14 protein-coding genes are annotated in these 18,939 nt (G+C 68.6%); 1 reads left to right on the forward strand and 13 read right to left on the reverse strand.

The genetic code is table 11. The annotated features are described in order from the left end of the window. Positions 1-21: 21 nt before the first annotated feature. Both OYT95_RS03780 and OYT95_RS03785 read right to left on the reverse strand, forming a co-directional pair. Complete coding sequence (locus OYT95_RS03780; RefSeq protein WP_037245745.1) at positions 22-927, reverse strand: hypothetical protein; 906 nt, start codon at positions 925-927, stop codon at positions 22-24. A 74-nt stretch (positions 928-1,001) separates the two neighbouring features. After that, positions 1,002-3,362 (reverse strand): Tex family protein, encoded by a 2,361-nt coding sequence (locus tag OYT95_RS03785; RefSeq protein WP_174484751.1) that lies wholly within the window; start codon positions 3,360-3,362, stop codon positions 1,002-1,004. A gap of 75 nt (positions 3,363-3,437) precedes the next feature. On the opposite strand from OYT95_RS03785, the gene OYT95_RS03790 reads away from it, so the two are divergent. Next, complete coding sequence (locus tag OYT95_RS03790; RefSeq protein ID WP_235214464.1) at positions 3,438-4,475, forward strand: class A beta-lactamase-related serine hydrolase; 1,038 nt, start codon at positions 3,438-3,440, stop codon at positions 4,473-4,475. Between the two features lie 25 nt (positions 4,476-4,500). Here the strand turns inward: OYT95_RS03790 and trmD are convergent, their stop codons facing one another. The 11 genes from trmD to smc all read right to left on the reverse strand — a co-directional run bounded on the left by trmD (position 4,501) and on the right by smc (position 18,925). Further along, the gene (gene trmD, locus OYT95_RS03795) at positions 4,501-5,193 is read right to left on the reverse strand and encodes a tRNA (guanosine(37)-N1)-methyltransferase TrmD (RefSeq protein ID WP_037245546.1); all 693 of its coding nucleotides are present in this window, start codon (positions 5,191-5,193) and stop codon (positions 4,501-4,503) included. Between the two features lie 10 nt (positions 5,194-5,203). Then, positions 5,204-5,755 carry a ribosome maturation factor RimM gene (gene rimM, locus OYT95_RS03800; protein WP_037245543.1) on the reverse strand — a complete coding sequence of 184 codons (552 nt, stop codon included), beginning with the start codon at positions 5,753-5,755 and terminating at the stop codon, positions 5,204-5,206. A gap of 13 nt (positions 5,756-5,768) precedes the next feature. Then, positions 5,769-6,011: an RNA-binding protein gene (locus tag OYT95_RS03805; RefSeq protein ID WP_005240479.1), complete on the reverse strand. Its 243-nt coding sequence runs from the start codon at positions 6,009-6,011 to the stop codon at positions 5,769-5,771. Beyond that, complete coding sequence (gene rpsP, locus OYT95_RS03810; protein ID WP_037245541.1) at positions 6,008-6,469, reverse strand: 30S ribosomal protein S16; 462 nt, start codon at positions 6,467-6,469, stop codon at positions 6,008-6,010. The genes OYT95_RS03805 and rpsP overlap by 4 nt, the downstream gene beginning before the upstream one ends. Positions 6,470-6,648: 179 nt before the next feature. Next, positions 6,649-7,734: an amidohydrolase family protein gene (locus OYT95_RS03815; protein WP_128638952.1), complete on the reverse strand. Its 1,086-nt coding sequence runs from the start codon at positions 7,732-7,734 to the stop codon at positions 6,649-6,651. A gap of 3 nt (positions 7,735-7,737) precedes the next feature. Next, a complete protein-coding gene (gene ffh / locus OYT95_RS03820; RefSeq protein ID WP_037245535.1) occupies positions 7,738-9,324 on the reverse strand; it encodes a signal recognition particle protein in 1,587 nt (528 codons plus the stop codon). A 76-nt stretch (positions 9,325-9,400) separates the two neighbouring features. Beyond that, the gene (locus OYT95_RS03825; RefSeq protein WP_037245532.1) at positions 9,401-11,953 is read right to left on the reverse strand and encodes a [protein-PII] uridylyltransferase; all 2,553 of its coding nucleotides are present in this window, start codon (positions 11,951-11,953) and stop codon (positions 9,401-9,403) included. After that, on the reverse strand, positions 11,943-12,281 hold the full coding sequence (locus OYT95_RS03830) for a P-II family nitrogen regulator (RefSeq protein ID WP_005240467.1): 339 nt from the start codon (positions 12,279-12,281) through the stop codon (positions 11,943-11,945). The genes OYT95_RS03825 and OYT95_RS03830 overlap by 11 nt, the downstream gene beginning before the upstream one ends. 4 nt (positions 12,282-12,285) lie before the next feature. Then, on the reverse strand, positions 12,286-13,605 hold the full coding sequence (locus OYT95_RS03835; protein ID WP_370184553.1) for an ammonium transporter: 1,320 nt from the start codon (positions 13,603-13,605) through the stop codon (positions 12,286-12,288). Between the two features lie 259 nt (positions 13,606-13,864). After that, on the reverse strand, positions 13,865-15,253 hold the full coding sequence (gene ftsY, locus OYT95_RS03840; protein WP_081792790.1) for a signal recognition particle-docking protein FtsY: 1,389 nt from the start codon (positions 15,251-15,253) through the stop codon (positions 13,865-13,867). Between the two features lie 66 nt (positions 15,254-15,319). Further along, entirely contained in the window at positions 15,320-18,925 is a 3,606-nt protein-coding gene (smc, locus tag OYT95_RS03845; protein ID WP_037245526.1) for a chromosome segregation protein SMC, read from the reverse strand. Positions 18,926-18,939: the final 14 nt, after the last annotated feature.

Consider the following 18,939-nt stretch of genomic DNA (forward strand, 5'->3'; position numbering starts at 1 on the left):
CTCGTCTGGTTCGTGCCCAGATCAAGTACTGCTGCCTGGTCCAGGCAACCCGTCCATTGTGCCAGACGCCACCGGGTGAAGAGAAATCGGCGGCGGCGCCGCGTGCACCACGTGGTCGAGTTCGACCTCCGCCGCCGCCCTCGCGTGTTCCGCGGCTTCCTTCACGTGTACTGCGCTGGGAGTTCCCGCGATGAAGTCCTGCACGAAGATCTTGGCGCGGATGACGGGCCGACGCCACTTCCGCTCCCGTTCGAGTGCCCGGAGCATCCGCTTCGGCTTGGCGGTGTAGCGCCACCGCGCCCACGGTGCGCTCGGCCGGCTCAATCGGAGCGCCCCGATCAGCAGGATCGGGAAGATGAACAGGCCGAGCAGGCCGGTCCAGATCTTCCCCTTCAGCAGCACCACCGCCGCGATGAGCAGGTTGATCACGGACGACAACGCGATCGCGACCCGCACCCACGGATCCGGCGAATCCCGGAAGTCGGTGACGTTGATCAGTTCGAGCGGCCGGAGTCCGAGCAGCAGCAGACCCGTCACCGCGATCGCCACGAACACCGCATCGACCGACGTCCGGCCCTCATCCGCCCAGTACACGTCCTGCAGGTAGAAGATCAGCGCGAACTCGTCCAGCACCAGCGCGGCGCCGATCCCGAAGAACGTGGCGAGGACGGCGCCGGTGGTCTGGGTGCCGTCCTCGTACACGGCGATGAGGGAGACTCCCGACACGAGCATCGTCACGACACCGAACACCACGTGGTGGACGTGGTGCCCGCCGGGTTTCACGTTGCCCGGCCACCACGACACCTCGGCGCGGATCATCCGCACGCTCAACCGGATGAACAGGAAAGCCGCGAGAAACCCGAGCAGGAAAAAGAGCAGAGGCAGGCGCCCGTGCCCGACGATTTCCCGATCCAGCCATTCGTACATCGGCATCCACTATCCCAGTAAAGAACTGGTCACTCCATCGAAAAGTGGAGGCTCGTGTCGGGATGGTGACCTCTCTACTTGCCGAACCCGGCCTTTCGCAACGCGTCGGCCATCGAACCGCCGGGCGCCGGGCGGGTGTCACGCCCGCGATCGCGTCCACCCTGCTGCTGCGGCTTGCCGCCGCGCCGATCCTGCGGCTGCCCGCCGCCGCGCCGATCCTGCGGCTGCCCGCCGCCCCGCCGATCCTGCCGCTGCCCGCCGCTGCGGGGACCGTCGTTCTTGCGGCCGGCCCCGACCTCGTCGTCGAGTCGCAGCGTCAGCCCGATGCGCTGACGGGCCTCGTCGACCTCGAGGACCTTCACCTTCACGACGTCGCCCGACTTCACGACGTCGCGCGGGTCCTTGACGAAATTGTGGGACATCGCGGACACGTGAACGAGACCGTCCTGGTGGACGCCGATATCGACGAACGCGCCGAACGCCGCCACGTTGGTGACGACACCCTCGAGCGTCATCCCCGGCTTCAGGTGCGACACCTTCTCGATGCCGGCCGCGAACGTGGCCGTCTTGAACTCAGGGCGGGGGTCGCGGCCGGGCTTCTCGAGCTCACCGATGATGTCGGTGACCGTGGGGAGGCCGAACCGGTCGTCGACGAAGTCTGCCGGGTTCAGGCTGCGGAGGGCCGACGTGTTGCCGATGATCTCGCGCACGCCGGTGCCGCTGGCGCCGACGATCTTGCGCACCACCGGGTAGGCCTCGGGGTGGACGCTGGACGCGTCGAGCGGATCGTCCCCGTTGGGGATGCGCAGGAAGCCGGCGCACTGCTCGAACGCCTTCGGACCGAGTCTCGCGACGTCCTTGAGTCCCTTGCGGCTGCGGAACGGGCCATTCTGGTCCCGGTGCGCGACGATGCTCTCGGCCAGCGAACCGGCGATACCGGACACGCGGGACAGCAGCGGCACCGACGCCGTGTTCACGTCGACGCCGACCGCATTCACCGCGTCCTCCACGACGGCACCGAGCGAACGGGCGAGCAGCGTCTCCGACACATCGTGCTGGTACTGCCCGACGCCGATCGACTTCGGGTCGATCTTCACCAGTTCGGCGAGCGGATCCTGCAGGCGGCGCGCGATCGAAACTGCTCCACGGATCGACACATCGAGGTCGGGTAGCTCCGCCGAGGCGTACGCGGACGCCGAGTACACGGACGCGCCGGCCTCGGACACCACGATCTTCGTCAGGTTGGTGGCGCCCGACTTGGCGATCAGCTCGGTCGCCAGCGCATCCGTCTCGCGGGAGGCGGTCCCGTTTCCGATGGCGATGAGCTCCACGCCGTGCTTGGCGACGAGACCGGCGAGGGTGGCCAGGGAGGCGTCCCACTTGTTCTGCGGCTGATGCGGGTAGATCGTGTCGTAGGCCACCACCTTGCCGGTGGCGTCCACGACCGCGACTTTCGTGCCGGTCCGGAAACCGGGGTCGAGGCCCATCGTGGCGCGGGTACCGGCAGGTGCTGCCAGGAGCAGGTCGCGCAGGTTGTTGGCGAACACGTCGACGGCGTCCTTCTCCGCCGACTGTCGCAGCCGCATCCGGGTGTCGATGCCCAGCGTGACGATCATCTTGGTGCGCCACGCCCACCGGACGGTGTCGAGCAGCCACCGGTCTGCGGGCCTGCCGCGGTCGGCGATGCCGAACCGGCCGGCGATCCGGCCCTCGTAGACGGTGGGCTCGCCGGGGACGGGCTCCTCCGTGTCGGGTGCCAGGGTGAGCGTGAGCACCTCTTCCTTCTCGCCGCGCAGGACCGCGAGGATCCGGTGGGACGGGAGCTTGCCGAACGGCTCCGAGAACTCGAAGTAGTCGGCGAACTTCGCGCCCTCGGTCTCCTTCCCCTTGCGGACCGCGGACACCAGCTGCCCACGGGTCCACATCAGCTCACGGAGCTCACCCACCAGGTCGGCGTCCTCGGCGAAACGCTCGACGAGGATTGCGCGCGCACCCTCGAGCTGTTCGGCCGTGTAGGACGCCGGATCGGTGGACGGATCGGTGATCAGTGCGTCGGCGACGGGTTCGTGACCGGCTTCGCGGGCGATCTGCGCCTTGGTGCGACGCTTCGGCTTGAACGGCAGGTAGATGTCCTCGAGGCGTGCCTTCGTGTCGGCGGTCATGATCTGCCCACGCAACTGGTCGTCGAGCTTGCCCTGCGAGTCGATCGACTCGAGCACGGCAACCCGGCGCTCGTCCAGTTCCCGCAGGTACCGCAGGCGTTCCTCGAGCTGGCGGAGCTGAGCGTCGTCGAGCGTTCCGGTGACTTCCTTGCGGTACCGGGCGATGAAGGGCACGGTGGCTCCGCCGTCGAGGAGGTCCACCGCGGCCGCGACCTGTCCCTCCCGGACGTCGAGCTCCTCGGCAATGCGCTGGTTCACGGTCTTGAGAGTCACGGAAATGGACCCTACCGCTACTCTGGGACAATATCGTCGGCGGTGAGGCCGTCACGGAAATCTCGGGAGAATTTCATGTCCAGGCTGATCCGGTGCCTGACGGTCATGATCTTCCTGCTCGGCGCGCCGCTGGCCTGCACCATTCCGACCGAGACGAACTCGGTGGTCGACATCCCGGCGACGTCACCTGCCGTCGCAACCCCCGACCTCCTCCCGGCCGACGACCCTCCGGCGGGTGACGGTGCGACCGTGAGCCCCGAGCCGTTCCCCTCCGCGCGGGTCCCCGTGTCCGCCCCCCTCACCGAACGCATCTCGGCTGCCGTCGCGACGGCAGCCGCCGAGCGCGGCGCCGACATGTCGATCGCCGTCCTCGACCGCGCCACCGGTGGCTATCTGGAGGGCGCCGCCGCCGAACCGGTCGAAACGGCGTCGTTGGCCAAGCTCTTCATCGCCGCCCAGATGTATCACCTCGACGCGCTCGGTGAGCGGCCGCTGTCCGACTTCGACCGTCTCCTCCTGCAGCGGATGCTCGAATCGTCCGACGACGACGCGGCCAACACTCTCTGGGACGATCTCGGCGGCTCGGACATCGTCGTCGACGTCGCCGGGCGGTACGGACTCGCCGCGACCACACCGCCGTGGGACGGGTTGTGGTGGAACACCGAGACGACCGCCGCCGACCTCGTGACATTCTATGCCGGGCTTCTCGACGACCGCGACGGCCTGGGCCCGGGTCGCATCGCCGAGTTCGTCGGGTACCTGCGCTCGTCGACACCCGAGGGGATCGACGGTTACGACCAGCGGTTCGGCATCCCCGACGGGTTGCCCGGCGAGAGCGTCGTCGGGGTGAAGCAGGGTTGGATGTGCTGTGTCGGTGATCGGTGGATTCACGTGTCGACGGGGCTGATCGGTGCGGACAACCGCTATATCGTGGCTGTCGCGTCGCGGGAGGACATCCGGTACGAGGACGACGAGGAGTCGTACCCGGACACCGCGATCACGGATGTCACCGAGGATTCCAGCGCCCGGCATGCACGGGACACGATGACCGGGTTCGTGAAGTCCCTGTTCCCCACCGGTGTCGTCGACGACTGGGCGCAGCCTCAGGGTTAGCGTCCGGGCAGGCCCGGAAGTCGTTTCAGGGCAACAGGTCCGGACGGCGTTCGGCGGTGCGTTGCAGCGACTGCTCGTGTCGCCACGCAGCCACCTTCGCGTGATCACCCGACAGCAGGACCGGCGGGACGTCGAGTCCGCGCCACGTCGCCGGCCGCGTGTAGCTGGGACCTTCGAGGAGGCCATCGGAGAACGAATCCTCTTGGTGCGACTGCTGATTCCCGAGAACTCCGGGGATCAGGCGCACGAACGCCTCGGTCATCACCAGGACGGCGGCCTCGCCCCCGATGAGGACGTAGTCGCCGATGCTCACTTCTTCGACGCGAACACGGCGGGCGGCGTCGTCGAACACGCGCTGATCGATGCCTTCGTAGCGTCCGCAGGCGAAGACGATGCGCTTCTCCCCCGCCCAGCGCTCGGCGGTGGCCTGCGTGAAAGGAACACCGGCCGGGGTGGGGACTACCAGCAGAGTGTCCGAGTCGCCGTCGCCCGCGGCGAGGACGTCGTCGAGGGCAGGCCCCCACACGGTGGGTTTCATGACCATCCCCGGCCCGCCGCCGTACGGCGAATCGTCGACGGCCTTGTGGACGTCGTGCGTCCAGTCCCGCAGATCGTGCACCTCGACGGAGATGAGGCCCTTGTCGATGGCCTTGCCGAGCAACGCCGCTCGCAGCGGCTCGAGGTACTCGGGGAAGATGGTGACCACGTCGAGACGCATGGCTACCGACTCACTTCCCGTCGGCGGATTCACCGAAGTCGGGATCGAGCAACCCTTCCGGCGGATCGATCTCGACGACACCGTCCGCGACGGACACCGACGTGACGATCGCCGCCACGAACGGGACGAGAAGTTCGCCGGACTGGTCGCCGGCCCGGCGGATCGAGAGCAATTCGCCTGCCGCGGAATGCAATACCTCGATGACGGTTCCCACCTCGGTGCCGTCCGCGAGGCGCACCGACAGTCCCTCGAGCTCGTGATCGTAGAACTCGTCGGGGTCGTCGGAGGGCTCGAGTTCGGCGCTGTCGATGACGAACAGCGTGCCCCGCAAGGCATCCGCCGCGGTGCGATCCGACACACCCTCGAGGCGCAGCAGAAGCCGCCCGGAATGGTCCCGGGCGGCTTCCACCGTGTACGTGCTCACAGTCTGCTCGCGCGGCTTGTGTCCCCGCAGCACGGCACCCACGGCGAATCGATCCTCGGGTTCGTCGGTGCGAACCTCGACCACGATCTCACCCTTGATGCCGTGCGACTTGGCGACACGGCCGACGACGAGCTCCACTGCTGTCAGGCCTCTACTGATCGGTGTCGACGACGTCGACACGGATCCCGCGGCCACCGATACCGGAGACCAGCGTGCGCAGAGCGGTCGCGGTGCGACCACCGCGACCGATGACCTTGCCGAGATCGTCAGGGTTGACGTGCACCTCGACAGTGCGCCCCCGACGCCCGGTGATCAGCTCGACACGAACGTCGTCGGGGTTGGCGACGATGCCACGAACGAGGTGCTCCACGGCATCGGCGACGACGGCACTCACTTGTCAGCAGCCTCGGACTCTGCAGCAGCCTCGGCGGGAGCTTCGGCAGCAGCCTCGGCGTCCTCGGCCTTCGCCTTCTTCTTCTTGGGCGTGATGGCCTCGCCGACGGGCTCGTTCTCGGCCTGCGCGAGCGCAGCCTGGAACAGCTCCAGCTTGGAGGGCTTGGCTTCCTTGACACGGAGGGTGCCCTCGGCGCCCGGCAGGCCCTTGAACTTCTGCCAGTCGCCGGTGATCTTGAGGATGGCCTCGACGGGCTCGGTGGGCTGGGCGCCGACGCCGAGCCAGTACTGAGCGCGCTCGGAATCGACCTCGATCAGCGAGGGCTCTTCCTTGGGGTGGTACTTGCCGATGGTCTCGATCGCACGGCCGTTGCGGCGGGTGCGGGAGTCGGCGACGACGATGCGGTACTGCGGGTTCCGGATCTTGCCGAGCCGGGTGAGCTTGATCTTGACAGCCACTGCTGTACTTCTCCTTCAGTGCGCACACGAGTGTGCCCACGTGTCACGTGCAATTCGGCGACGCGCAGGAATAGCGCGCCCGGTTTTGCCTCTAACCTGTGACCGCCGCGCGGTACGTGACCGGATGCGACGAACAGCGGTTCATTCTGCCAGACGAACACCGTCCGGGGGAAACCAGGTCATCGGGTCTTGACGACGTTGCCCCGCAGCACCACGACATCGGGCGCGGCGAGGGCGTCGCTGCTCCCGCGCGGGTCGTTCCGGAAGAGAAGCAGATCCGCGGACGCACCTGCTTCCACACCCGGATGTCCGAGCCACGTCCGCGCGTCCCAGCACGCGGCGCCGAGCGCCTCGGACGGGGTCAGTCCGACCGCCTTCAGTTCCTCGACCTCGTCGGCGATGCGTCCGTGGACGATCGATCCGCCCGCGTCGGTGCCCGCGTAGATCGGGATCCCCGCGTCGTGAGCGGCTCCGATCGTGTCCTTCACCCGCGAGTGGAGGTCACGCATGTGTGCGGCATAGATCGGGAACCGCGAGGCGGACTCCGCGATGTCCGGGAACGTCGCGATGTTGATCAGCGTCGGGACGAGCGCGGTTCCGTGCGCGACCATCAGCTCGATCGTCTCGTCGGTGAGCCCGGTGCCGTGCTCGATGCAGTCGATTCCGGCGTTGATCAGGCCCGGAAGCGCATCCTCGGCGAAGACGTGCGCGGTGACGCGAGCCCCTTCTCGGTGGGCGGCCGCGATCGCCTCGACGAGGATGTCGTCGCTCCACAACGGCGCGAGGTCGCCCGCGGAACGGTCGATCCAGTCGCCGACGAGCTTGACCCACCCGTCACCGGCCCGGGCCTGGCGCACCACCTCGTCCGGCAGCTGCGACTCGTCCTCCAGATCGACCGGCAGTCCGCGGATGTATCGCTTGGGGGCGGCGATGTGCTGCCCGGCGCGGATGATCCTCGGCAGGTCGGGGCGGTCGTCGACGAACCGGGTGTCGACCGGCGAACCCGCGTCACGAATCAGCAGGACCCCGCAGTCGCGCTCCGTCTCCGCCTGCGCGATCAACCCCTCGATGCTCTCGCCACCGCCGCCGCCGAATCTGATGCCGACGTGGCAGTGGGCGTCGACGAGACCGGGAACGATCCACCCGGATTCACAGACGGTCTCGGCGCCGGGGACCGGTTCCGCCGAGATCACACCGTTGTCGACCCAGAATTCGACCGGCTGTTCGTCGGGCAGACCGGTGCCGCGAAAGTGCAACGCGCCCATCGGCTACTTCTTCGGCAGCTTCAGCTGGGACAGGTCGATGCCCTCGAGTCCGGGCGGCAATTCGTCGAGGCCCTTCGGCATCTTCGACAGATCGGGCATCCCCGCGGGGAGACCTCCGGGCGGCATACCCGGGAACCCGCCGGGCAGGCCGCCGGGGAATCCGCCGCGCACCTTCGGCGGCGTCGGCCCCTTGCCACCCTTCTTGCCCTTCTTGCCCTTCTTGCTGCGCTGCGGCTTCCGCGAACCGGGCATGCCCATACGCCCGGCCATCGCGGCCATCATCTTGCGGGCCTCGAAGAAACGGTCGACGAGCTGGTTGACGTCGGAGACCTTGACACCCGAACCGTTGGCGATCCGCAGCCTGCGGGACGCGTTGATGATCTTGGGATCATCGCGTTCGGCGGGGGTCATGCCGCGGATGATGGCCTGCACCCGGTCGAGCTGCTTCTCGTCGACGTTCGCGAGCGCGTCCTTCATCTGCCCCGCACCCGGGAGCATGCCCAGGAGGTTGCCGATGGGGCCCATCTTGCGAACGGCCATCATCTGCTCGAGGAAGTCCTCCAGCGTGAGCTGTCCCGAGCCGATCTTCTGGGCTGTGGCCTCGGCCTGCTCGGCGTCGAAGTGCTGCTCGGCCGCCTCGATCAGACTGAGGACGTCACCCATGCCGAGAATGCGGCTGGCCATGCGGTCGGGGTGGAAGACGTCGAAGTCCTCGAGCTTCTCACCTGTGGACGCGAACAGGATGGGCTGTCCGGTGACCTCGCGGACGCTGAGCGCCGCACCACCGCGGGCATCACCGTCGAGCTTCGTGAGCACGACGCCGGTGAATCCGACACCCTCACGGAACGCCTCGGCGGTGCTGACCGCGTCCTGACCGATCATCGCGTCGAGAACGAAGATCGTCTCGTCCGGGTTCACGGCGTCGCGGATTCCCGCCGCCTGCGCCATCAGGTCGGCGTCGATACCCAGCCGGCCCGCGGTGTCGACGATCACCACGTCGAACTGCTTGTTGCGGGCTTCCTCGACACCTGCCCGGGCCACCTCGACCGGGTCGGCCGCGGTGATGCCCAGCTCGTTGTCGCCGCCGCCGATGGACGTGCCCGGGTGCGGCGCGAACACCGTGGCTCCCGCGCGCTCGCCGACGATCTGAAGCTGGGTGACGGCGCCGGGACGCTGCAGGTCGCAGGCCACGAGCAGCGGGGTGTGCCCCTGGTCGCGCAGCCACTTCGCGAGCTTGCCGGCGAGGGTCGTCTTACCGGAACCCTGGAGACCGGCGAGCATGATGACCGTCGGCGGCGTCTTGGCGAACGCCAGCCGGCGGGTCTCGCCACCGAGGATCCCGACGAGTTCCTCGTTGACGATCTTGACGACCTGCTGGGCCGGGTTCAGCGCCGCCGACACCTCGACGCCCTTGGCGCGTTCCTTGATCTTGGCGATGAACGAGCGGACGACGGGCAGCGCGACGTCTGCCTCGAGCAGGGCCAACCGGATCTCACGGCAGGTGGCATCGATGTCGGCTCCGGAAAGGCGACCCTTGCCACGCAGATCCTTGAGGGCTCCGGTCAACCTGTCGGAAAGGGATTCGAACACCGAGTGCGCTCCTGAAGTCATGCGAGTGTGCGGTGGATATTCTCGGGCCCCAGCCTAGCCGCTCACGTCCCGTCGTTCATTCTCCCCCGCTGCCCTCCTGCTTCTTCGGCTTCGTGAGCGGAACGACGCCGAGGATCGCGCTCTCGACCTGTTCCCGGCTCGCCCGGGTGTCCCCGCCGCCCAGATCGAGGCAGAACGAGTCGATCACCGACGAACCCAGGGTGGTCACACGTGCCCAGCGGACATCCGCGCCGCACGTGTCGAACGCGTCGGCGAGCCGGGACAGCAGCCCCAGCCGGTCCTCGGCCCTCAGTTCCAGGATGATCTCGCCGGGCGACGCGGTGTCGAACCAGATGACCCGCGGCGGCGCCTGCGCGTACTGCACCGGAACCGCGGCTTCGCCCCGTTCCTCCACGGCGGCGACACGCTGGCTCTCGCGGGCCTCCTCTTCCTTGGCCGTGAGCATCTCCAGCAGGTTCAGCTCCCCCGCCAGCGCCCGGATCAGCTCCTGCCGAAGCAGGCCCGCCTGCGGCGGCGCCCCGAACCTCGGGGACACGACGAACGAGTTGACCGCCGACCCCTCGGCGCTGCCCAGGGACGCGGAGTAGACCCGCAAGGAGTGCAGCGCGAGCACGCCCGCCGCTTTCGACAGCAGACCCCGCTGGTCGGGGGCGATGACCGTCACCACATAGGTGTGGGGACTGTCGGCGGGGACCAGCGCGACGTGCACGCCACCCGACGCCGCCAGCGCAACATGTTCCGGATCGAGCGGGTCGGGTGCGGGAAGCACCTCTCCCGCCATGACCAGGCGGCAACGGCGCACGAGTTCCCCGATCAGCGACGACTTCCAGTCGCCCCACACGCCGGGACCTGTCGCCAGTGAATCCGCCTCCGCCAGCGCGTGCAGCAACTCCAGCAGGACGCCGTCGCCGCCGAGCGCCTCCACGACCCGCTCGACGGTCTCGGGATCGTCGAGGTCCCGCCGCGTCGCGGTGTGTGGCAACAGCAGGTGATGGCGCACGATCGCCGTCAGCAGCGCGACGTCCGAAGGCCACAATCCGAGGCGCCTGCCGATCTGGGTGGCCAGTTCCGCGCCGACGACGCTGTGGTCGCCGCCACGGCCCTTGCCGATGTCGTGCAGCAGCGCGCCGAGCATCAGCAGGTCCGGTCGGGCGACGCGGGTGGTGAACCCACTGGCGTAGGCAGCGGTCTCGACGAGATGACGATCCACCGTCCACGTGTGCACCGCGTCCCGCGGCGGCAGGTCCCGGACGGCACCCCACTCGGGAAGAAGCCTGCCCCACAATCCGGTCCGATCGAGAGCCTCGATCGCCGCGACGGCACGGCTACCCGAGCCGAGCATCACCAGCAGATCGTTCAGCGCCTCCTTCGGCCACGGCTCGCGCAACTCGGGGGCGTTGTCGGCCAAGCGATTCAGCGTCGACGCCGACATCGGCATGCCCGTCGTCGCCGACGCCGACGCGACCCGCAGCACGAGGCCGGGGTCCTTCGCCGGCCGGGCGTCGCGCGCCAGCACCACCTCACCGGCGTGCTCGACGACTCCCTCGTCGAGGGGCCGTCGCACCGGTGGTCGGCGCAACCGCGCCAGGCCGCGACGCGGCAGGGCGTGTTCCGCCGTCCGCACCCCGACGTCGACCGAATAGCTGATGGTGCGCGCGGCATCGCTGAGCATGCGCGCGAGGTCGAATCGATCGCCGATCCGCAGTGCGGCGCCGATCTCGTCGGCGTCCTGTGCCCGCAACTGATCGCGGGAGCGGCCCGCGACCCGGTGCAATTCGGTGCGGACGTCGAGGAGCCGGCGATGCGCGAGTGCCAGTCCCCCGCCGGGCGACTCGGGACCGAGCCCGGGCATGCCGTCGGTGAGCTGCGCGATGGACAGCGCGTTGAGCAACTGTACGTCCCGCAGTCCACCGCGACCGCTCTTGAGGTCGGGCTCTGCGCGGTGGGCGATCTCGCCGCTGCGCTCCCAGCGCGACCGCGTCTGCTCGATGAGGCCGTCGAAACGGTTGCGGATGTCGGTGCGCCACTGCCGGCGCACCCCGCTGATGAGCAGATTGGTCAGCTCGACGTCGCCGACGATGTGACGCGCCTCGAGCATTCCCAGCGCCGCGGTGATGTCGGTGTCCGCCACCTGCAGTGCCTGAGGGATGGTGCGGACGCTGTGGTCGAGCTTGATGTGCGCGTCCCACAACGGATACCAGAGTTGGTCGGCCACCTGCGCGACGACCGCCGGATCCATGTCGTCGTGAAGCAGGAGGAGGTCGAGATCCGAGTACGGCAGGAGTTCCCGTCGTCCGAGCCCACCGACCGCGACGAGCGCGAAGCCGCTGTCGGGCTTGATGCCCAGCTCGGCACCCTTTGTGGTCAACCAGAACTCGTGCAGGTCGACGAGCGCGTGACGTAGTGAAGGGGCGTCGAGCCGACGCCCGTGACCTGCGGGATTCCTTGCGCCGGGGCCGGTCTCGGAGCCGCCGGTGAGCAGTTGCCTGCGTGCGCGGGCCAGGTCCGCTGCTTCGTCCGATCCGCCTGACGCAACCGGCCCTGGTTCCGTCGCCTTGGCGACGGGACCAGGGCCGGTCTTACCGGACCCGTTGGGGTCAGAGTGCATCCGCGCCGCGTTCCCCGGTACGCACCCGGATGACCGACTCGACCGGCGAAACCCAGACCTTGCCGTCACCGATCTTGCCGGTGCGTGCCGCCTCGACGATCACCTCGACGACCTTGTCCACAGCAGCGTCGTCCACGACGACCTCGACCCGGACCTTCGGAACGAAATCGACCGAGTACTCGGCACCTCGGTAGACCTCGGTGTGGCCCTTCTGCCGGCCGTACCCCTGGACCTCGCTGACGGTCATCCCGAGGACGCCCGCCTGCTCGAGTCCCGTCTTCACGTCCTCCAGAGTGAACGGCTTGACAATTGCTGTGATCAGCTTCATTTCCTCATCCCTCCTTGCCGGATACACGAGCAGTTGCCGAGTTTCCGCCGAGAGCGGCGAAATCGTAGCCAGTTTCTGCGTGTTCCGACTCGTCCACTCCAAGTGATTCACCCTCGTCGCTGAGCCGCAGACCGATCGTGAACTTCACGATCAATGCGACGACGGCCGTCCCGACGAGCGAGTAAAGCAGTACTGCTCCGGCGCCCACTGCCTGACGCCAGAGTTGGTCGAGGCCTCCACCATAGAACAGTCCGACCACACCCGCGGGCGCCTCAGCCGTTGCGACCAGGCCGACCATCAGCGTTCCGACGATGCCGCCGACGAGGTGGACACCGACGACGTCGAGCGAGTCGTCGAATCCGAAGCGGAACTTGAGTCCGACCGCGAGCGCGCAGAGTGCGCCTGCCACGACGCCGATGGCGAGTGCGCCGAGGACGTTCACCGAGGAGCAGGAAGGCGTGATGGCAACCAGGCCGGCGACGATTCCGGACGCCGCGCCGAGTGTGGTGGCGTGGCCGTCACGAATCCGCTCGACCAGGAGCCAGGCGAGCATCGCCGCGCACGTTCCGATGACGGTCGTGATGAAGGTTGCTCCGGCGATGCCGTTGGAGCCGACGGCCGAACCGGCGTTGAAGCCGAACCAGCCGAACCAGAGAAGGCCGGCGCCGAGCATCACGAAGGGCAGGTTGTGCGGACGGAACGGGGTTCCCGGCCATCCCTTGCGCTTGCCGAGGATGATCGCGAGGACGAGGCCGGCGGCGCCGGCGTTGATGTGGACGGCGGTTCCACCCGCGAAGTCGACCGCGGCGAGCTTGTTGGCGATCCAGCCACCGGTCTCGGCGGTGACGCCGTCGAAGGCGAAGACCCAGTGCGCCACGGGGAAGTACACGACCGTCGCCCAGAGGCCGGCGAACAGCAGCCAGGGCCCGAAGCGCAGGCGGTCCGCCACGGCACCCGAGATGAGGGCGACGGTGATGATCGCGAACATGGCCTGGAACGCGACGAAGACCGTCGCGGGGATGGTGCCGACGAGCGGGATCGCGGAATCGGCGATGACCGAACCGGCATCGTCGGTCTCGGCGAGGTACGACCCGCCGATCAGTCCTTTGAGCCCGAAGTACTGGAACGGATCACCGACAAGGTTCCCCTTGTCCTCACCGAAGGCCATGGAGTAGCCGTAGAGAACCCACAGGATGCCGACGACACCCATCGCGCTGATGCTCATCATGAGCATGTTCAGCACGCTCTTGGCCCGCACCATGCCGCCGTAGAAGAACGCAAGACCCGGAGTCATGAGCAACACGAGCGCGGCGCTGGTCAGCATCCACGCTGTGTCCCCGGTGTCCGGTGCACCGATAGTGGGGAAATCCACCTTGAGCCTCCTCCTTCTCTGCCCAGCCGGTAGCGGCTGACGACCTGAGAAGAAGGGTGCTCAGTTGGTGTTTCGGCTATGCCACTGCACTGTTTCGCGCTCGTGAACGCATCGGCCTATTTTGTTGCGTGCAGGTTTCGCCAGGCGATTTGCGGTCGGTTTCATCGCCCCTGAGCCGTCCGGGAGCCCGAGACGACCCCGATTCGCTGCGTCAGCCGAGCAATGCGTCGACGAACGCGCCCGGCTCGAACGGCGCCAGATCGTCGGCGCCCTCACCGAGTCCGACGAGCTTCACGGGAACCCCGAGTTCGTGCTGAACCTGGAACACGATGCCACCCTTGGCGGTGCCGTCGAGCTTGGTGAGCACCACACCGGTGATGTCGACGACCTCGGCGAACACCCGCGCCTGCGCGAGGCCGTTCTGGCCGATGGTCGCGTCGAGGACGAGGAGCACGTCGTCAACCGAGGCCTTCTTCTCGATGACGCGCTTGACCTTGCCGAGCTCGTCCATCAGTCCCGTCTTCGTGTGGAGCCGGCCGGCGGTATCGATCAGCACAACGTCGACGCCGTTGTCGATTCCCCTGGACACGGCATCGAACGCGACGGCCGCCGGATCTGCGGCTTCCTTCCCGCGCACCACCTCGGCGCCCACCCGCTCGGCCCAGGTCTGCAACTGGTCCGCTGCGGCGGCCCGGAACGTGTCGGCGGCACCGAGCAGGACGCGCCTGCCGTCGGCCACGAGAACACGCGCGAGCTTGCCGGTGGTGGTGGTCTTGCCGGTGCCGTTCACACCGACGACCAGCAGGACCGCCGGGTGGTCGTCGTGCGGCAGGGCACGGATCGAGCGATCGAGTTCCGGGCGGAGTTCGGCGACCAGGACTTCACGGAGCAGTGCGCGGGCATCGGCCTCGGTGCGGACGCTGCGCGACGCCATCTGCTCACGCAGCGACGTGACGATCTTCGTGGTGGTCGCCGAGCCGAGGTCGGCGATGAGGAGCGTGTCCTCCACCTCTTCCCAGGAGTCCTCGTCGAGATCGCCACCGCCGAGCAGTCCGAGCAGGCTCTTGCCCACCGCGGACTGTGAACGCGACAGTCGCCCACGCAGACGGTCGAGCCGTCCTTCCGTGGGGGCGATGACGTCGAGCACCGGCGCGGCGGGAGCCGGTTCGGGTTCGGGTTCGGGCGCGACCTCGGGTTCCGGTTCGACCTCGGGCGCGACGACCGGTTCGTAGGTGACCGGCTCCGGCGGGGCCGACGGCTTCTCCGGGGCCTTCTCGGGGGCCTTCTCCGGCTCGGGGGGCGCGACGACCTCGGGTTCGGGCGCCACCTCGGGTTCGGGCACCGGTTTCGGCAGAACCGGCTCGGGCGCAGGCGGACGTGGCGGCGCCGTCGCCGTCGACCCCTGACTGAAGTTGAACCCGCCGTCCGCCCGGTAACTGCCCGAACGGTCCTTCTCCGCCGTAGTGACCTGCGGGGTGTCCGGCGCCTTCAGTGAGATTCGGCGACGCCGATACAGCAGGGACCCGACGACGAGAACGACGAGAAGTACGGCCAGTGCGGCCGCGATGGCAATCCAAGCTCCGGTAGTCACGCCGCCCATTGTTTCAGGCTCCGGATTTCGTCGCGCACTGCCTTCCCGCCCGCACAGTCCCGGACCGGACCACAATCAGGCGTCCGCGGCCGCCATGTCCTGGCCACGGAGCCGCTGGGAGATGACGGTGGTGATGCCGTCGCCGCGCATGCTGACCCCGTAGAGCGCGTCGGCCACCTCCATCGTCGGCTTCTGGTGGGTGATGACGATCAGCTGCGACTTCTCCCGCAGCTGCTCGAACAACCCGATGAGACGGCGCAGGTTCGTGTCGTCCAGCGCGGCCTCCACCTCGTCCATCACATAGAAGGGGGACGGCCTGGCCCGGAAGATCGCCACGAGCATCGCCACCGCCGTCAGCGACTTCTCGCCACCGGACAGTAGTGACAGGCGCTTGACCTTCTTGCCCGGCGGCCGGGCCTCCACCTCGATGCCGGTGGTCAGCATGTTCGACGGGTCGGTGAGCACCAGCCTGCCCTCGCCACCGGGGAACAGCTTCGCGAAGACCTGCACGAATTCGCGTTCGACGTCCGAATAGGCCTCGGTGAACACCTGCAGGATGCGGGCATCCACGTCGGCCACCACACCGAGGAGATCCTTGCGGGCGGTCTTCACGTCCTCGAGCTGCGTAGAGAGGAAGTTGTAGCGCTCCTCGAGCGCGGCGAACTCCTCGAGTGCCAGCGGGTTGACCTTGCCGAGCGTCGCCAGGTCCTTCTCGGCACGTTTCGCGCGGCGTTCCTGCGTGGCGCGGTCGTACGGAATCGGCGCGGGCATCGTGACCTGCTCGCCGCGCTCCTTCGCCTGCTCGTACTCCTCCATCTCCAGTGCGGACGGCGGCAGCGCGACATCGGGGCCGTATTCGGCGATCAGATCGTCCAGGCCGATCCCGTGCTGTTCGAGGATGGCCTCCTCGAGCTGTTCGATGCGCAGCGCGGCCTGGGCGCGAGCGACCTCGTCGCGGTGCACGGCGTCGGTGAGCGACGCCAGCTGTCCGGTCAGCTGACGCACCCTTTCCTTCACCTGTTCGAGTTGAGTCGTCCGCTCGGTGCGGGCCCGGGCGAGTTCGTCACGGTGTGCCATCGCGGCGTGGACGACGTCACCGAGATGCTCGGCGACCCGTTGTCCCGACTCGGCGACCGCCGCTGCGACGGCGGCCGCGTTCTGGCGGGCCTTCATCGCACGTTCGGCCCGGGCGCGCGCGTCGCGTTCCACCTGTGCGGCGCGGCGCAGGGAGTCCGCCTTGCCTCGTACCGACTCGGCCCGCTCCTCGGCCGTGCGCACGGACAGCCGGGCTTCCACTTCCACGGCCCGCACCTCGGCCAGCGCCGCGGCCGCCATCTCACGATCGATGCTCGTCGTGTCGGATCCACCCGTGTCGGCGCCGGCGGACGACCCGTCCTGTTCCGCCAGGCGCAGCCGTTCCTCGAGTTCGGCGAGCGCGGTCAGCGTGTCCTCCCGACCGCTCTCGGCCTTGTCCCGCTGGGCCATGAGCCGATCGGATTCGGCGTGCGCGGCCCGCGCGGCCTGGCCGAGGCGGCCGAGGCGCTCGTAGATGGCGGACATCGCGGCGTCCGACTCGTTCAGCGCGGCCAGTGCCTGCTCGGCGTTCTCCTGGCGGTCGGCCTGTTCCGCGACCGCGCCGGACAGTGCCGCGGACAGTTCCTCGGCGCGCCGTTCGGCGCGGGCGAGATCCTGCACGGAGTTGTCGATGGCGGCCTGGACTTCGAGGGTGCTCGGCTGTCGGTCCGACCCGCCGCTCATCCAGCCCGCTCCGAGGAGATCTCCGTCGCGGGTGACGGCGCGCACGTCGGGCCTGCGCCGGACGGTCTCGACGGCGTCGTCGAGGGAATCGACCACGACCACTCCACCCAGGAGCGCCGCGATCCCGGTCCGCAGTTCGGCGGGGCAGTCGATGACGTCGACGGCCCACCGGGCGCCGGAGTCCAGGAGTCCGCCGTTCGGCGCGGCCTGATCGGTCCCGATGAACAGGGACGCCCGACCGCTGTCCGTCTCCTTCAACGCACCGACAGCGCTACGGGCGGCGTCGAGGGATTCGGCGACAACGGCGTCCGCGGCAGGACCCATCGCTGCCGCGACGGCGCCCTCGTACCCTGTCTCGACGGTGATGAGGCCACCGATCGGTCCGCGGATACCGTGCTCGCCCCGATTCTCGACGAGCCAGCCGGCGCCGTCCTTGCGTTCGAGGCCCATCGACAGCGCGTCGATCCGGGCACGCAGGGACGCCACTTCCTGCCCGGCGGCGCGCTCCTCGGCCTGGAGTTCCGTGACGCGTTCGGTGATCAGGCGCAGCGCCTCGACGGCACGCTCGTGGTGCGAATCCAGCCCGAGCTCACCGGCGTCGAGGTCACCGATCTCGTCCTGGACGACCTCGAACTCGGACTGTGCCGCGTCGCCGCGCTGGCGGGCCTCTTCGATCGCGACGGTCAGCCGGGACACTTCGGCGTCGACGGAGTCGGCGCGGGTGCGCAGAGTGTCGACCTGCCCGGACAGCCGGGCCAGGCCTTCACGGCGGTCGGCGATCGCCCGGACCGCCGCCATGTGAGCGCGTTCCGCCTCGGCGGCGGTCTCCTCCCCCAGTGCCAGCTGCTCCTTGGCCGCGTCCAGCGCCGCACGCGCCATCTCGACGGCTTCGACGAGCTCCATCTCCTCCGCGGCGATCCGATCGGCGCGGGCCTCCATCTCGTCCGGATCCTGACCGCGGTTCGCGGAGGGCTCGGAGTCGAGGTGGCGCGCCCGCTCCCGGGCGATGCGGATGGTCGCGTTGACGCGCTCCGCGAGTGCCGACAGCTGAAACCAGGTCTGCGCGGCCGCTTCGGCACCCGGTGTGAGCCTCGACAGTTCCTGCTCGTGCCGTCCCAGCTCGAGATTGGCCTCGTCGAGCGCCTCGGTGACCTGGTCGTGCTGCTCGCGCGCGACCTTCTCGTCCTGAGCCTGGTTGGCCAGGTCCTCGCGTCGCGTGACCAGGTCGTCCGCGGCGAGCCGCAGCTTCGCGTCGCGGAGATCGGCCTGCACCGTCTGTGCGCGGCGCGCCACCTCGGCCTGCCGTCCGAGTGGTTTGAGCTGGCGCCGCAATTCCGCGGTGAGGTCGTTCAGACGCGCCAGGTTGGCCTGCATCGCGTCGAGTTTGCGGACCGCCTTTTCCTTGCGTTTGCGGTGTTTGAGTACGCCGGCTGCTTCCTCGATGAACGCGCGCCGGTCCTCCGGACGGGATTCGAGGATGGCGGCGAGGCGGCCCTGCCCGACGATCACGTGCATCTCCCGGCCGATGCCGGAGTCGCTGAGCAGTTCCTGCACGTCCATCAGCCGGCACGAGCTGCCGTTGATCTCGTATTCGCCGGCGCCGTCGCGGAACATGCGCCGGGTGATCGACACCTCGGAGTAGTCGATCGGCAGGGCGCCGTCGGAGTTGTCGATGGTCAGCGTGACCTCGGCGCGTCCGAGGGGTGCCCGCCCGGCGGTGCCCGCGAAGATGACGTCTTCCATCTTGCCGCCGCGCAGAGCCTTCGCTCCCTGCTCCCCCATCACCCAGGTGAGCGCGTCGACGACGTTGGACTTACCCGACCCGTTGGGCCCCACGACACAGGTGATTCCCGGCTCGAATCGCAGAGTCGTTGCGGACGCAAAGGATTTGAATCCCTTCAGCGTCAGACTCTTCAGATGCATGACGGAGAACTTTA

The organism is Rhodococcus sp. JS3073 (assembly GCF_026810085.1).
In the GTDB taxonomy this organism is placed as follows: Bacteria; Actinomycetota; Actinomycetes; order Mycobacteriales; family Mycobacteriaceae; genus Rhodococcus_F; species Rhodococcus_F wratislaviensis.